This is a genomic window from Celeribacter baekdonensis, assembly GCF_003047105.1.
In the GTDB taxonomy this organism is placed as follows: Bacteria; Pseudomonadota; Alphaproteobacteria; order Rhodobacterales; family Rhodobacteraceae; genus Celeribacter; species Celeribacter baekdonensis_B.
Genome location: NZ_CP028475.1, coordinates 2,706,272 through 2,721,814, shown reverse-complemented (window position 1 = coordinate 2,721,814; position 15,543 = coordinate 2,706,272). Strand labels below are relative to the sequence as shown.

Sequence of the window (15,543 nt, the reverse complement as noted above, 5' to 3'; positions counted from 1 at the left end):
AGATCTATGACAGGCGATTAACCCTTAGCTGTGCGTCGTTTTTTATCGACGTCATAGAAAGGCATCGAATGAGCGATGGCCGCGATCTCGCCGTCCGGATTCTGAACCGTCAGCTTGGTGCCATCGACTGCGCACTCAACCGGCATCCGTGCGATACCGACGTTGTGTTCGTTGAGCGGGGAATACATGCCCATGGTGACAACGCCGACGGGTTTACCGCCTTGCAAAAGCGGCGCGCCTTCAGCGGCGGGTGTGGTGCCCTCAAGTTTGACACCGTAAATTTTGAACCGCTCTTTGCCTTGCAAACGATAGTGTTCCTCAGCCCCACGGAATCCGGTTTTGCCTTTAGACACGGTAAATTCGAGACCAAGTTCCCACAAAGTGTCGCCTGCGGCCTCGTCGTCAAACGGGTACATTTCCGAGTTGTCATAGGGGAAGAACAACAGATAGCTTTCGGCCCGCAACAGATCGAGCGTGGTGAAGCGCGAGGGGATGATGCCCATCTCGGCACCCTCAGAGACGATCGTGTCCCAAATTTCTACAGCATCCTGACGGCGGCAAAAGATTTCATAGCCGCGCTCGCCGGTGTAGCCCGTGCGCGAAATCATCACAGGTTTGCCAAACAGCGTGGTCTGGATATGGCTGAAATAGACCACGTCGCGAATACCCGGGACGTGTTTTTCAAGATAATCGACAGCCATCGGACCCTGAAGGGAGATGTCGTGCAGATCATCGTCAAACATCATCATGACATTGCGGCCTGCGGCATATTTTGACAGTTGCTCATGCCCCGCACCGGAGCCATGCACCACCATAAAGCTGTGCGGGCCCATACGGTAAATCACGCAATCGTCGACAAATTTGCCCGCATCGTTGAGCATGGTCGCATAGGTCGAACGACCCGGTTTGAGTTTTTCAATGTCGCGGGTGGTCGCTTTGTCGATCACATATTGCGCATGCGGCCCCATGAGATGGACCTTTTTCAGGCCCGAAACATCCATGACGCCGGCCTTGGTCCGAATGGCGAGGTATTCTTCCGTCTGGTCCTTGTCATAGGTCCAAGCGGTGCCCATTCCACTCCAGTCTTCGAGGTTTGAGCCCAGCGCACGATGCCGGTCTGCCAGCGCCGAAAATCTCCATGATGCGGTCATGAAACGTGTCCTTTAATTTGCTTTGTCTTTTTGATTTTGAAACCGGGCGACGGAAAACCGCCGCCCGGATTGTGCCGATGTCGGCAAGATCAGTCCTTGGACTTGACCGCATTGTAGGCGTGTTTTTCGTGCCGCCAGCCAAGCACGACGGCCACCACAACCATGGCAAGAACGAGTGCAAGCCAGAGACCTTCGACGCTGCCGTATCCGGCATAGATGGCGCCAGTGATCCCGTCCCAGCTTGTGGCTTCAAAAGGAGCTTCCATTGATATTTCCTTTCCTGATCCCTGCGTTATTCAGCAGGGCTGACAGAGGGGTGAATGGCTTCGGGATAGGCGGAAGCCGGAACTTTGACGGCGTCGAGGCCAAGGAGTTCTGCCTCTTTCGGGACGCGCAACTGGCCGGTCACTTTCAAAAGCCAAGAGATCACGTAGCCGGGAACAAAGCCCAAAGCGCCCATGACAACGACACCAACGAGCTGACCCATAAAGGAGGTCTCGATGACATCTTCGCCAAACAAAGCCGGGTAGCCCTGAGCCGCGATACCGACCGCAAGCAAACCCCACATGCCCAAGAAACCGTGCACTGCAAAGGCACCCACGGCGTCGTCGATGCCGCGTTTTTCGATGAAGGAGGCGACAAACGGCATAGCAACTGCACCGATGAAGCCGATGGCAAAGGCCATGGGCGGATACCAAAGGTCGAGACCCGCCGCACAGGAAATGATCCCACCAAGCGCGCCGGACATCATCCAGAACGGATCGCGTGTGATCATCCAAGCACCAACGATACCGCCGGAGAAGCCCATCAACGTGTTGAAAGTCATGCCGGAGATGGTCATTGGAGTGCCATAGATCGTGGCTTCGATTTCAGTGCCCCAAGACCAGGCTTCGCCCGGAACGATGACACAACCCATGAGGAAGCCCCAGAAGCCGGCGATGATCAGCATAAGCCCGATCAAGGTCATTGGCATAGAGTGGCCCGGGATGTTGTTGGCAGAGCCATCGGCGTTGAATTTGCCGATCCGCGGCCCAAGATTGATGATCACACCGAGGGAGAAGAACCCCGCGATCATGTGCACGACACCTGCGGCACCGAAGTCATGGTAGCCAAATTTGGTGACGAGCCAACCATCTGCGTGCCAGCCCCAAGCGGCCGCAAGAATCCAAACAAAGGATCCCAAAGCAATCGCCAAAACCACAAAGCCGGTGAGTTTGATCCGCTCAATCACGCCGCCCGAAAGGATGGACGCGGTGGTCGCCGCGAAAAGCACGAAAGCCCCCCAGAACACGCCAGAAGAGCGATCATCAAGGTTTGGCCCCATGTATTGGCTCCATGGCAAAGCCACGTCATTGGCGTAGGCCAGCCCAGAGATGCCCATCGCACCTTCAGACAGCGAAAGACCTGTCGGGAACGCCCAATAGATCCACCAGCCGATAAAATAGAAAAAGGGCACGATCAGCGCGAAGGCGAGGATGTTTTTGATCCCGGATGCCAATGCGTTTTTCGAACGCGATGCGCCCATTTCATATGCGAGGAACCCGGCATGGATGAGCACCATGAGCGGGATCGTCAAAAAGTAAAAAGTCTCGGAAAACGTGCCGTTCGTTGCGGCTACGCTGCCTTTGAGTTCCGCCACTGCGGCGGCCAAAGATGCAAGGTCCTGTTCCACTTGAGATCTCCCTGTCCTGTGGAGGTCGTTATTGAATGGCCAGCCCTATTTTGGCCTGAACCAATTCCGAAATTGGTATCCCGGATAGATCAAGTTCACGCGAAACAATCACTACAGGTCAACATTTTTTCTCCGTGGGAATTTCATGAAACCCAAATTTTAGGACAAATCAGACATCCGCACCCCCAAATGGGCAATTATTACGCAGCCCGCAAAAACGCGGAGGCTGAGATTGAAGGCACCAATAAAAATAGGGGAAACATGCGAATCCCCTATTTCCCATAAGACGATCCGAAAATGCGCAAAAAATCCGCCATTGGAGACAGAAGCGACCAATGCTTTTGTAGCAATTGGCCGATCAGAAAATTGGCTTAAAGAGAGGCTGTTGCGGAGAGGATTTCAGTCCACTCAGGGAACCAATTATTCGTCTTGCAGTAAAAGCTTTTGGTCTTCGATCAAAGAGAGCTTCATGAATTCTGTGGCCTCTTCGATGTCGCGCGCAGCGATGGCATTGAACAGCCCATTGTAGCCGCGCTGGTAGGTCGCGATCCGCGCGGGCGTCAGATGGCGGCGGTACATTGCGGCGCGAAAGGCCTGACGGCGCGCATCAATCACCAGATTATAGCAGGCCACCAAAAGCGGATTGCCTGTACCTTCGGCGATCATCCGGTGAAATTCTTCTTCGAGACGCACAAAAGCCAGCGCATCCGCTTGAACCGTTTCCATTTTTGACAAGACTTCGGACAGGGCGTCGATCTGTTTCGGCGACATGGATATGATGGCGAGGCGCACCATTTCCGGTTCGAAAATCCCGCGCACCGCCTGAAGATGTAAGGGGCCCGTCTCTGCGGCAACAGTTGAGAGCGCTTGGCTCGATCCACCCGGATTAAACGTCACGAAGGACCCTGATCCCGCCCGACGACGAATCATACCGCGCAGTTCAAGGTGGTCCAACGCCTCGCGCACGGTGTTGCGCGCCACACCCAAATCCTGCGAAAGCTGGCGCTCAGATGGCAAGCGCTCATCAAGAGCAAATTCCTGTGCCGCAATGCGCGTGCTCAACGTATCAATCACATAGCGCACAGTGGCACCGGGCAAAGACTGCGCTGGTCCGGTCAGGGTCGATGCTTTGGGAGAGTTTGTCACGTTTTGGTCCTTTGCCCGCGCCGATTGGAACGCGGTACAAGATAACGCCTTCGCTGAGGCGAAATCCAGACCAAGAACGCATGCCCCACCCTCAGGGGAGAGGGGCGGGGCATGTTTTGGTCTCTTTGGGCGTGGTAATGCCCTAAAAGACCATGGGGTTGATGCGGCTGTTAGCCCATCCGTTCGGAAGAGTAGGAGCCTGGGCTGGCCGGGAAAACCACGGTTTTATTGCCGTTTTGGAACGCACGGTGATTGGCGTGGGCATGAATCGCACGGGCAAGCGCCTGACTTTCAACATCACGGCCGAGCGACACATAATCCGCCGCCGATTGAGCATGGGTGATGCGCACAATGTCCTGTTCGATGATCGGACCTTCGTCGAGATCAGCGGTGACATAATGCGAGGTCGCGCCGATCAATTTCACACCACGCTCATAGGCCTGTTTATACGGGTTTGCGCCTTTGAACGACGGCAAGAACGAGTGGTGGATGTTGATGATCCGACCGGACATTTTCTGGCACATCGCATCCGAAAGGATCTGCATATAGCGCGCCAAAACGATCAGTTCCGCGCCGGTGTCTTCGACCACTTTCATGATGGCAGCTTCGGCCACAGGTTTGTTCTCTTTGGTCACTGGAATGCAATGGAACGGGATATCGTGATTGACGACAACCTTTTGATAATCCATGTGATTTGAAATAACTGCGACGATCTCAATCGGCAAAGCACCAATGCGCCAACGATAGAGCAGATCGTTGAGACAGTGACCAAAGCGTGACACCATGATCACGACTTTCATCTTTTCGCTCTCATCATGGAAAGCATAGGTCATGCTAAAAGATTTGGCGATCTCGTCAAAATCTTTTGCGAGCGCCACATCATCAAGCCCGTCCTCCGACACAAAGCTGACACGCATGAAAAACTTTCCGGTTTCCACATCGTCAAACTGCGAACTGTCGGTGATGTTACAGCCCATCTCGGACAGAAACGTGGAAATGGCCGCGACGATACCGCGGGATGTGGGGCAGGTTACGGTGAGGCAATATTTGGTCATCAGGGTCTCCTGTTGGATCGCGAACCTCGCCCCTGCGGGCTTTCGGTTCGTCTGTTATTTTTCGAAATCAAGCGGTCAGATCGCTGGGCTCGGGCAAATCATGCGCGCGGCAACAGGCGGTCAGTGTATTGGCAAGCAGACAAGCAATGGTCATCGGACCAACGCCACCGGGTACAGGCGTGATGGCACCCGCCACCTCAACAGCACTGGTGAAATCCACATCGCCGACAAGTTTGCGTTTGCCGTCGCGTTCGATCCGGTTGATGCCCACGTCAATCACGGTCGCACCCGGCTTGACCCACGCTCCGGGGATCATTTCGGGACGCCCCACAGCGGCAACAAGGATGTCCGCGCCGCGACACACCTCTGCGATGTCTTTCGTGCGGCTGTGCGCAATGGTCACGGTGCAACTATCACGCAGCAAAAGCTGCGCCATCGGTTTCCCCACGATGTTGGAGCGTCCAACCACAACAGCGTTCAGACCAGACAGGCTACCGTAATGATCCCGCAGCATCATCAAACAGCCAAGCGGCGTGCACGGCACCATCGCTTTTTGTCCGGTGGCCAAAAGACCGACATTGGAAATATGAAACCCATCCACATCCTTTGCGGGGTCAATCGCGTTGATCACCAGATCACTGTCGAGATGGTCCGGCAATGGCAGTTGCACCAAAATGCCATGCACCGCCGGATCGGCGTTCAAAGTTTCAATCAGCGTTAGCAAATCCGCCTCGGACGTGTCCGCCGGGAGCTTATGTTCATAGGAATTCATGCCGCACTCATGGGTCTGTTTGCCCTTGTTGCGCACATAGACTTCGGAGGCTGGATCTTCGCCAACCAAGACCACGGCCAATCCCGGCGTGATGCCATGGACCTCTTTGAGTTTTCCAACCTGTGTCGCAACTTTTTCACGCACGGTGGCGGCAAAGGCTTTGCCGTCGATGAGTTGTGCAGACATCAAATGTCCTCCAATCGGCGCGCAGCCACCGCAAGGGTGTGCCACAGCGTTTCAGTCGATGAGCGCATCCCCCAAAACGCCAGCCGATCTTCGGCCCGACGGATCAGGAAAACGCTCATATGTTCAAGCCCGGTGCGCAGAGCCGACCCTTGGGTAAATGCCTCCACATCAAGGTTCACGAGCTTCTCAAGCAGTGCTTTGATCGGGGCGGCCCCTTTTGATGAGGTAATTTCAATCACGGCCCAACCGTCAGTCTGCTCCGTCACAGAGGCCTCGGGCACTTCGGCCTTCAAGACCCGCGCAAAGTCTTCCTCTGCACGACCTTCAGCCTCGACCATCCATTGACCTTTCGCCGTCCAATAGAGCCCAATCGCGCCTGATTGGGTCCATTTTCCCGGTTCAGGCAATGTCATCGCAAAGGGCGACGGCACCGATTGGCCCTTACGCAACGCCAGGGAGGCAAGCGCCATAGCGGGGTTTTCAGCCAAGCTCAGCGCGCCATAGGTTTCAACGCGGGCGATGGTTCCGCCCAAGGCGGTGATGGGTGTCAGATCAGTCACGGAGCCGCTCCCCTTCTGGATCAACAAAATGGGCGGGAACAACGCGCAGGCGCATTTCACGGCCCTCAAGCGGGTTGGCGGCGATGATTTCCTCATTCATCCGCGTGTCCCCGTTTTCAAGATATCCAAGACCGATATAGGCCCCGACATGTGGCGAATAGCAGGCGGAGGTGACCCAACCTTGATCCGTTTCGGTGGTCTGTTCCGCCCCTTGAGTGAAAAGATGCGACCCGGCCATCAGGCGTTCTGTTGTACCAACGGGTTGCAGCCCAACAAGGCGGCGCGCATCGCTTGCGAGGCCCTCGCGACGCGACATCACAGCACCAATCGAGTCCTTTTTCGCGGAGACCATACGACCCAAACCCAGCATAGTGGCGGTGGTTTGGCCATTGAGTTCCGCCCCGGCGGCGTGACCTTTTTCGATCCGCAACACAGCCAAGGCTTCGGTGCCATAAGGTGTTGCGCCCAGATCAGAGCCAAGCTCCATCAGCCGCGCCATCAAGGCATTGCCATAACGTGCAGGGACCGCGATTTCATAGGCCAGCTCGCCAGAAAACGAGATCCGAAACAACCGCGCACGTAGGCCTTTGCAAACCGTAAGTTCTGCGCAGCCCATAAAGGGAAAGGCCTCGTTGGACAGGTCAAACGCATCCACAATGCGCTTCAGGAGTACCCGAGATTTAGGGCCAGCCACGGCGATTTGCGCCCAGGCATCGGTTGTAGAAATCAGTTGGACATCAAGATCCGGCCAGAGGCATTGCCGCGCGAATTCCATATTGCGATACACCAGTCCGGCGTTCGCGGTCGTGGTGGTGACAACGTAGTGATCCTCACTCAGCCGCGCGCAGGTGCCGTCATCATAGGCAAACCCGTCTTCGCGCAGCATAAGACCATAACGCACTTTGCCAACCGCAACGGTGCCCATCATGTTGGAATACATCCGGTTCAGAAATTCCCCGGCATCCGCGCCTTGCACGTCGACTTTACCCAGCGTGGTCACGTCACACAGTCCAACACCCGCGCGCACGGCTTTGGCTTCGCGATCGACGCTTTCACGCCAATCGGCCTCGCCTTTTTGCGGGAAATACTGTGCCCGCATCCATTGGCCAACTTCGACAAATTCCGCGCCTTGCGACTTGGCCCAACTGTGGGTCGGGGTGAGGCGGCGCGGACGGAAATTAACGCCTGTATCCCCGCCCCCCAACACGGACAAGGACACGCCGGTGTAAGGAGGCCGAAAGATCGTTGTTCCGGTTTCAGGAATGGATTTCCCGGTGAGTTCGGCCATAACAGCCAACGCGGAGACGTTCGACGTTTTGCCCTGATCCGTCGCCATGCCAAGGGTGGTCCAGCGTTTAAGATGCTCCACTGGCTTCATGTTTTCTTTATGCGCCAATGCGATGTCTTTGACCGTCACATCGTTTTGGAAATCGACCCAAGCGCGTTTTTTGCCAGGCACATACCAGAAATCAGCTTGCGATACGGCCATGTCCTCTGCGTCCGGCAAGGCGATCTCGGGGGCTTTCATGCCCAATGCGCTCAAGGCGGCGCGCGCCGCTTTTGCGCCATCGGCGAGTGCCTTTGCGGTGCTGCCCAACCCGGCGCATGCGCCCGCTGGGATCAACCCCGCCGGACCATCGCCGCTTGGAACAAAGCTCAAAAGGGTGTCATCCCAAACCGGACGACCACGATGATGTGACGCAAGATGCACATTCGGGTTCCAGCCGCCCGCCACACCAAGGGATGCACATTTATGCCAAGAGGCGGTGCCATCTTTGGTGATTTCGATCTCTTTTAGGCCAAGACGCCCTTTCGTGCCGGTCACCATAGACCCCGCGAAGAGGTCGTAATCGCCAAAGCTCGTCGCATTTTCACGACTGTCGATCACACCCAAAATTGGGACATTTTTCGACATCAAATCAAGCGCCGTACGGTGGCCATCGTCGTTATTGGTAAAGATCGCCACAGGGTCTGTGATGGACTTGGTCGGAGCAACGGCCCAACGGTTGGCATAGGCTCGCATCGCACCGCCCAACATCACGCCCGGGCGGTCATTATCGGCAAAGGGAATGTGCCGCTCGGTCGCGCCCGCCGCCAAAACCGCACGTTTCGCGGTGATGCGCCAAAGAGTTTGACGCACCTTATTGCCCGGTTCAGCCACGTGATCGGAGACACGTTCAACCGCGCCGTAAATCCCGTGATCATAGACCCCAAACACTGTGGTCCGTCGCATGATGCGCAGGTTTGGCAAAGTCTCGAACTCAGCTTCAAGCGCCGAAATCCAATCCGTTGCGGGCGCACCATCAAGCCTATGGCTTTCGGACAAAAGGCGACCACCCAAACGGAAGTCTTCGTCACATAAAATGACCTGTGCGCCCGTGCGTGCCGCCGTCAAAGCTGCCGCAAGACCCGCTGCACCTCCACCAATGACCAAGACATCGCAATGCAAAAAACCTTTGTCATAACTGTCTGGATCGGCCTGCATCGACAGGCTCCCCAAACCTGCCGCACGACGGATCATTGGTTCGTAGAGTTTTTCCCAAAAAGCACGCGGCCACATGAACGTTTTGTAGTAAAACCCGGCCGCAAAGAATGGCGCGAAATAGTCGTTCATGCCAAGTGCATCAAAGGCCAAAGAGCCGATGCGGTTTTGTGATTTGGCGACCAGACCATCGTACAATTCGGCCACCGTGGCGCGTGTATTCGGCTCGGTGCGCGCTCCGCTGCGCAGCTCAACCATGGCGTTAGGTTCTTCTGATCCCGCCGCCACAACGCCACGCGGGCGGTGATATTTAAAGCTGCGGCCCATGAGGCGCACCCCATTGGCCAGCAAAGCGGAGGCCAAGGTGTCGCCCGCGTGGCCTGTATAGGTTTTGCCGTCAAAGGTGAAAGAAAAGGAGGAGTTCCGGTCAATCAGACCGCCGGACAAACGCGTCATTTTGATCCCTCTCTATGTGCCAAAGCCACGTCAGAGGCGAGCTCTGCACTGAGAATTTCATGGGTCACTGTGTTGCGCGTGACGACAAGCCAACTCCGGTCGCCTTGTTCGTGGTACCAAAGTTCGCGGTGCACGCCCGCCGGGTTGTCTCGCAAGAACACATAGTCGCAAAGCGCCGCTTCAGCATCGGGGCACTTGGGTCTGGACGGTTCATCAGGTTCGCATCACCCAGATAGGTGAACTCCTGAGCATCGCGTAGGCCGAGAAGGGGATGAGGGATCAACATCTGTGGACCTCAATGCAAGTTGGGCTGAGCGCCAGCGCCACGTTCATCAATGACGTAGCCCTTGGCAAAACGATCAAGACGGTAGGCTTTGGCGGTGTCGTGCGGACGATCAGTGGCGAGTAAGTGCGCGAAGGCATAGCCTGAGGCCGGCGTCGCTTTGAACCCGCCGTAACACCAGCCGCCGTTGAAATAGAGACCTTCGACACCGGTGCGATCAATGATCGGAGACCCGTCCATCGACATATCCATCACGCCGCCCCACCCGCGCAAAAGCCGGGCGCGGCCGATCATCGGCATAAGCGCCATGCCACCTTCGAGCACATCTTCGATCACCGGAAGATTGCCGCGTTGAGCGTAGGAGTTATAGCCGTCGATGTCGCCACCAAACACAAGCCCACCTTTGTCAGATTGACTGATGTAAAAATGCCCGGCACCGAATGTAATCACGCCAGGTATGGTCGGTTTAAGACCTTCGGAGACAAAGGCCTGAAGCACATGGCTTTCGATCGGCAGGCGCATTCCAGCCATCGACATGACGCGACTGGACGAACCTGCCACGGCCACGCCGACTTTTTGGGCGCCGATAAAGCCGCGCGAGGTTTCAACGCCCAAGACTTTGCCAGCTTCGATTTTGAACCCGGTGACTTCGCAATTCTGGATGATATCGACGCCGCGCATGTCTGCCCCGCGTGCATAGCCCCAAGCCACTCCATCGTGACGCGCCGTACCCGCACGCGGCTGCATCAACCCGCCTTTGATCGGGAAGCGCGCGTTATCATAGTTCAAAAACGGCACCTTCTCACGCAACTCTTCACGCGACAAAAGCACCGAATCCGCGCCGGCAAACCGCATCGCATTTCCACGCCGACGATAGGCATCGCGTTGTGCGTCGGTGTGGATCAGGTTGATGATCCCACGCTGACTAACCATGGAGTTGAAATTGGTTTCTTGTTCCAGATTTTCCCAAAGTTTCATCGAGAATTCGTAGAATGGCTCATTGCCCGGCAACAGATAGTTAGAGCGTATGATGGTGGTGTTTCGGCCAATATTGCCCGACCCAAGCCAGCCCTTTTCGAGCACAGCAATCCGCGCCTGACCAAAGGTCTTGGCAAGATAAAATGCCGTGGCAAGCCCATGTCCGCCGCCACCAACGATGATGATGTCGTAGTCTGATTGCGGCTCGGGATCTCGCCACAAGGGTTTCCACCCTTTGTGGCCTGTCAGAGCCTCTTTGATGACCTTAAATCCGGAGAATTTCATGCATATCGCTCCATTCGACTAAGACAGTTTTACCCTGTAAATTGCCCCTATTCTTTTCTTTAAAAGACATTTATTTTCCTTATTGAGACAAAACATTGGGGTCGTTCGCACATGAAAAAAATCGGATTCGTCTTGCTCGAAGGCCACGCCCTTATGTCCACGGCAGCAGCGCTTGAACCGTTGCGCGCGGCCAATCTTTTTGGCTCTGAACCTCTCTACAATATTCAGGTTTTGTCCCCCGAAACGTAAGGGTCCGCTCCTCTGTGGGGAGCACGTTTGAAACAACGCCATTGCTTACAGCCGGAACCGATTTCGATCTTGTGTTTGTGGTGGCGGGCGGCGACCCTTTGGCCGTCAATGACCCTGAATTAGAGACATGGTTGCGGCGTGTGTCGCGAGCGGGCGCAGCTCTTGGCGGCATCTCAGGTGGGGCGGCGATTTTGGCCAAGGCGGGGCTTTTGGACAATCGACGCTTCACCCTGCATTGGCATCACTATGAGGACATTCAAAAACTGTTTCCAAAGCTCCTGCTTGAGCGCCGTTTGTTCGTAATTGACCGTGATCGTTACACTTGCGCCGGAGGGACCGCGCCGTTGGATATGATGCATGCCATCATTTCGCGTGATCATGGGGTCGGTTTTGCCCAACGGATCAGCGACTGGTTTATTCAAACCGAAGTGCGGCTGTCTGAGGCACCACAACAGGCCAGCATTGCGGCGCGCTATGGTGCGTTGCCTCGTCCTGTGTTGGCGGCGATTGAATTGATGGAATCTCATATTGCGGATCCGCTCGACATCACTCAACTCTCTGAGTTATCGGGGCTTTCTTCGCGACAATTGCAGCGACAATTCACCGAATGCCTCGGCAGTTCTGTCATGGAAACCTATCGCGACATTCGTCTTGAGACTGCACGAGATTTGCTGCGCCAGTCCCAATTGCGCATTGGGGAAATCGCGATGATGACCGGATTTGTCAGTCAGGCGCATTTTTCCGAAAGCTTCCGCCGCCAGTTTGGTCAACCGCCCTCGGCGCTGCGCAGGCACTGACAAAAAAACGGCCCCCGAAGGGGCCGCTAAAGGGGAACTGGGAAGAGGAAAACGCTTATATATCAAGCGTGTTCTCGCGCTCCCAACGCGAGAAGTGGGAGACAAAGGAATTCCATTCCTGCATCTTCATCTTGGAATAAGAGGTCGAGAAATTGGTCCCCATCATGGCTTTCAAACCTTCGTCCTCGTCATAGGCGCGGATCGCGTCGAGCAGGTTCAAAGGCAAACGAGGTGCGTCTTTGACAAGGTGACCTTCGGCATACATGTCGATGTCGTAGCGCTGACCGGGATCAGCTTTGGAGTTGATGCCAGACAGGCCAGCGGCGATGATCACGGCTTGCAACAGATAGGGGTTTACCGCCCCATCCGGCAGGCGTAATTCAAAACGGCCCGGCCCCGGTACGCGCACCATATGGGTGCGGTTGTTGCCGGTCCATGTGACCGAATTCGGCGCCCATGTTGCACCAGAAATCGTGCGTGGCGCGCTGATGCGTTTGTAGGAATTCACCGTTGGGTTGGTGATCGCCGCCAAGGCTTCGGCATGTTTCATAATGCCGCCAAGAAAATACCCACCCTGCTCAGAGAGGCCAACTTCGCCCACCTGACCTTTGCCGTCTTTTGAGGCAAAGGCATTGGTTTTACCATCCAAATCCCAGACCGAAATATGCGCGTGACAGCCGTTCCCGGTCAGACCTTCGATCGGTTTCGGCATAAAGGTTGCCCGCAATCCGTGCTTTTCGGCCACGGATTTAACCATGAATTTAAAGAAGCTGTGACGGTCGGCTGTGACGAGTGCGTCGTCAAAATCCCAGTTCATTTCGAACTGACCATTGGCGTCTTCGTGGTCGTTTTGATACGGGCCCCAGCCCATTTCCAACATGTAATCGCAGATTTCGGCAATCACATCATAGCGGCGCATCACCGCCTGTTGATCGTAACATGGCTTTGCCGCCGTATCGAAAGGGTCGGAAATCTGATCACCCTCGGGCGTCAAAAGAAAGAACTCCGCTTCGATCCCGGTTTTGACCCGAAGGCCGGCTTCAGCAGCCTGTGCGACGAGTTTCTTCAACACGTTGCGCGGCGCTTGTTCTACGGGAGTGCCCTCCATGACGCAATCGGCGGGCACCCAGGCAACATCAGGTTTCCATGGCAATTGGATCACGGCGGAGGCATCCGGCACGGCCAACATGTCTGGGTGTGCGGGCGTCAAATCAAGCCAGGTTGCGAAACCGGCAAAACCTGCGCCGTCTTCTTCCATATCGGCAATCGCCTGTGCAGGCACGAGCTTGGCCCGCTGCCCACCAAAGAGGTCGGTATAGGAAATCATGAAATATTTTACGCCGGTCTTTGCGGCGAAATCTGCAAGAACGCTCATCGTCTTGTCCTTTTTTCTAGTCCCTGTTGGCAGGATGAGGGGCACATGGCCCCTCCCCTTTTATCGCTGGCTCAAAAGCCCGGTTTGCCCGGATACCAATTGGTCCCCGCAAGCGGCACTTGGGCCATTGCGGCGGCTTCCATGGTCAGAGCACAAAGATCCTCTGGCTCAAGATTGTGAACATGGTTGTGACCACAGGCACGGGCCAGTGTTTGGCATTCCAAGGTCAGCACATTGAGGTAATTTTGCAAACGACGCCCGGCTGCGACCGGATCGAGGCGCTTCATCAACTCAGGGTCTTGGGTGGTGATACCGGCCGGGTCGCGACCTTCATGCCAATCATCGTAGGCCCCAGTGGTTGTGCCGAGTTTTTGATACTCAGATTCCCATTTCGGGTCATTGTCCCCCAACGCGATGAGAGCCGCCGTCCCGATGGACACCGCATCCGCGCCCAATGCCAAAGCTTTGGCCACGTCGGCCCCGGTGCGAATACCGCCAGAGACAACAAGCTGAACTTTGCGATGCATCCCGAGGTCCTGCAGCGCCTGAACGGCGGGGCGAATACAGGCCAAAGTGGGCTGACCGACATGTTCGATGAACACGTCTTGGGTCGCAGCCGTACCGCCCTGCATCCCATCCAAAACCACCACATCGGCACCGGATTTGACCGCCAAAGCGGTGTCGTAATAGGGCCGCGCGCCACCAATTTTGATGTAGATCGGCTTTTCCCAATTGGTGATTTCGCGGATTTCGAGGATTTTGATCTCAAGATCATCCGGGCCGGTCCAATCCGGGTGACGGCAGGCGGAGCGTTGGTCGATACCGACCGGAAGATCGCGCATTCCTGCGACCCGTTCGGTGATCTTTTGACCCAAAAGCATCCCGCCACCGCCGGGTTTCGCGCCCTGCCCCACCACGATTTCAATCGCATCAGCGCGGCGCAAATCGTCCGGGTTCATGCCGTAACGAGACGGCAGATATTGGTAGACGAGTTTCTCGGAATGGCCGCGCTCTTCTTCGGTCATGCCGCCGTCACCTGTGGTGGTTGACGTGCCCGCAAGGGTCGCACCGCGGCCCAGCGCCTCTTTTGCCGGTCCCGACAGAGAGCCAAAGGACATGCCCGCAATGGTCACCGGAATTTTCAATTCAATCGGCTTTTTCGCAAAACGCGTGCCGAGGGTCACGGAGGTGTCGCATTTCTCACGGTAGCCCTCGAGGGGGTAACGCGACATTGATGCGCCCATGAACAACAGGTCATCGAAATGCGGCACACGGCGTTTCGCGCCACCGCCACGGATGTCGTAAATCCCGGTGGCCGCGGCCCGACGGATTTCAGCATTCACATCCTTTGAAAAGGTCCACGACTGGCGCGGTTCGGTTTGTGGTGTTTTTTCCATGTCGCGCTCCTCAGTATTCGTCTGCGTGGTCGATGTTGAAATTGTAGAGTTTGCGGGCGGAGCCGTAGCGTTTGAACTCTTCGGGCTTTGCATCGGCACCCGCTTTTTCAAGTAGCTCTTTGAGGATCTCGATGTGCTCAGAGCGCATCTCTTTTTCGATGCAATCGGCGCCGAGGGATTTCACCGTCCCGCGCACAAAAAGCCGCGCTTCATAGAGACTATCACCAAGTGCATCGCCTGCGTTGCCCAGCACCACAAGGTTGCCCTTTTGCGCCATAAACGCAGACATGTGGCCGATGTTCCCATGCACGACAATGTCGATGCCTTTCATCGAAATACCACAGCGCGACGAAGCATTGCCTTTGATGTTCAAGAGACCGCCATGTCCAGTTGCACCCGCATATTGCGAAGCGTCGCCTTCGATGGTGACGGTGCCAGACATCATATTTTCGGCGACACCGGGACCAGCGGACCCTTTGACGGTAACTGTCGCCTCTTTGTTCATACCAGCGCAGTAATAGCCGGTAGACCCTTGGATCGTCACATCAAGCGGGCCATCGAGACCACAGGCCATCGCGTGGCTGCCGCGTGGGTTGGTGATGATATATTCCGCATTTGCCTGTGCTTTTGCAGCAGCCTGTAGCGTGCTGTTGATGTCGCGCAGTTCTGTCTGCGTCATATCGAGCGTATTGGTCATGG

The 15,543-nt window shown here is 55.9% G+C and carries 14 protein-coding genes and 1 pseudogene; 2 read left to right on the top strand and 13 right to left on the bottom strand.

Features of this window, described 5'->3' with window-relative positions; translation table 11 throughout:
• Positions 1-17: 17 nt before the first annotated feature.
• The 10 genes and pseudogenes from DA792_RS16995 to DA792_RS16955 all read right to left on the bottom strand — a co-directional run bounded on the left by DA792_RS16995 (position 18) and on the right by DA792_RS16955 (position 11,026).
• Positions 18-1,151 carry an aminomethyltransferase family protein gene (locus tag DA792_RS16995; protein ID WP_107721378.1) on the bottom strand — a complete coding sequence of 378 codons (1,134 nt, stop codon included), beginning with the start codon at positions 1,149-1,151 and terminating at the stop codon, positions 18-20.
• An 89-nt stretch (positions 1,152-1,240) separates the two neighbouring features.
• Positions 1,241-1,417 (bottom strand): hypothetical protein, encoded by a 177-nt coding sequence (locus DA792_RS22305; protein ID WP_157789776.1) that lies wholly within the window; start codon positions 1,415-1,417, stop codon positions 1,241-1,243.
• A 26-nt stretch (positions 1,418-1,443) separates the two neighbouring features.
• On the bottom strand, positions 1,444-2,823 hold the full coding sequence (locus DA792_RS16990) for an ammonium transporter (RefSeq protein WP_107721376.1): 1,380 nt from the start codon (positions 2,821-2,823) through the stop codon (positions 1,444-1,446).
• Positions 2,824-3,243: 420 nt separating this feature from the next.
• Entirely contained in the window at positions 3,244-3,969 is a 726-nt protein-coding gene (locus DA792_RS16985) for a FadR/GntR family transcriptional regulator (RefSeq protein ID WP_107721374.1), read from the bottom strand.
• A 170-nt stretch (positions 3,970-4,139) separates the two neighbouring features.
• On the bottom strand, positions 4,140-5,024 hold the full coding sequence (purU, locus tag DA792_RS16980; protein ID WP_107721372.1) for a formyltetrahydrofolate deformylase: 885 nt from the start codon (positions 5,022-5,024) through the stop codon (positions 4,140-4,142).
• 67 nt (positions 5,025-5,091) lie between these two features.
• A complete protein-coding gene (gene folD, locus DA792_RS16975) occupies positions 5,092-5,982 on the bottom strand; it encodes a bifunctional methylenetetrahydrofolate dehydrogenase/methenyltetrahydrofolate cyclohydrolase FolD (protein ID WP_107721370.1) in 891 nt (296 codons plus the stop codon).
• Positions 5,982-6,542, bottom strand: coding sequence for a sarcosine oxidase subunit gamma (locus DA792_RS16970; protein ID WP_107721368.1), 561 nt, complete (start codon positions 6,540-6,542; stop codon positions 5,982-5,984). The genes folD and DA792_RS16970 overlap by 1 nt, the downstream gene beginning before the upstream one ends.
• The gene (locus DA792_RS16965) at positions 6,535-9,480 is read right to left on the bottom strand and encodes a sarcosine oxidase subunit alpha family protein (protein ID WP_107721365.1); all 2,946 of its coding nucleotides are present in this window, start codon (positions 9,478-9,480) and stop codon (positions 6,535-6,537) included. The genes DA792_RS16970 and DA792_RS16965 overlap by 8 nt, the downstream gene beginning before the upstream one ends.
• Positions 9,477-9,766 (bottom strand): annotated as a pseudogene (locus tag DA792_RS16960) (sarcosine oxidase subunit delta). The gene DA792_RS16965 and the pseudogene DA792_RS16960 overlap by 4 nt, the downstream one beginning before the upstream one ends.
• A gap of 9 nt (positions 9,767-9,775) precedes the next feature.
• The gene (locus DA792_RS16955; RefSeq protein ID WP_107721363.1) at positions 9,776-11,026 is read right to left on the bottom strand and encodes a sarcosine oxidase subunit beta family protein; all 1,251 of its coding nucleotides are present in this window, start codon (positions 11,024-11,026) and stop codon (positions 9,776-9,778) included.
• A 111-nt stretch (positions 11,027-11,137) separates the two neighbouring features.
• Here DA792_RS16955 and DA792_RS22880 point away from each other — a divergent pair, with 111 nt between their 5' ends.
• Both DA792_RS22880 and DA792_RS16950 read left to right on the top strand, forming a co-directional pair.
• Positions 11,138-11,275: a hypothetical protein gene (locus DA792_RS22880; protein WP_254679299.1), complete on the top strand. Its 138-nt coding sequence runs from the start codon at positions 11,138-11,140 to the stop codon at positions 11,273-11,275.
• Between the two features lie 14 nt (positions 11,276-11,289).
• Positions 11,290-12,072, top strand: a complete 783-nt coding sequence (locus tag DA792_RS16950; protein WP_254679298.1) for a GlxA family transcriptional regulator — start codon at positions 11,290-11,292, stop codon at positions 12,070-12,072.
• A 55-nt stretch (positions 12,073-12,127) separates the two neighbouring features.
• Here DA792_RS16950 and glnT read toward each other — a convergent pair whose 3' ends face one another.
• From glnT to DA792_RS16935, 3 genes are all read right to left on the bottom strand, one after another.
• Entirely contained in the window at positions 12,128-13,447 is a 1,320-nt protein-coding gene (glnT, locus tag DA792_RS16945; protein WP_107721361.1) for a type III glutamate--ammonia ligase, read from the bottom strand.
• Positions 13,448-13,518: 71 nt separating this feature from the next.
• On the bottom strand, positions 13,519-14,844 hold the full coding sequence (locus DA792_RS16940; protein WP_009570435.1) for an FMN-binding glutamate synthase family protein: 1,326 nt from the start codon (positions 14,842-14,844) through the stop codon (positions 13,519-13,521).
• A gap of 10 nt (positions 14,845-14,854) precedes the next feature.
• Positions 14,855-15,541, bottom strand: a complete 687-nt coding sequence (locus DA792_RS16935) for a GXGXG domain-containing protein (RefSeq protein ID WP_107721358.1) — start codon at positions 15,539-15,541, stop codon at positions 14,855-14,857.
• Positions 15,542-15,543 lie beyond the last annotated feature (2 nt).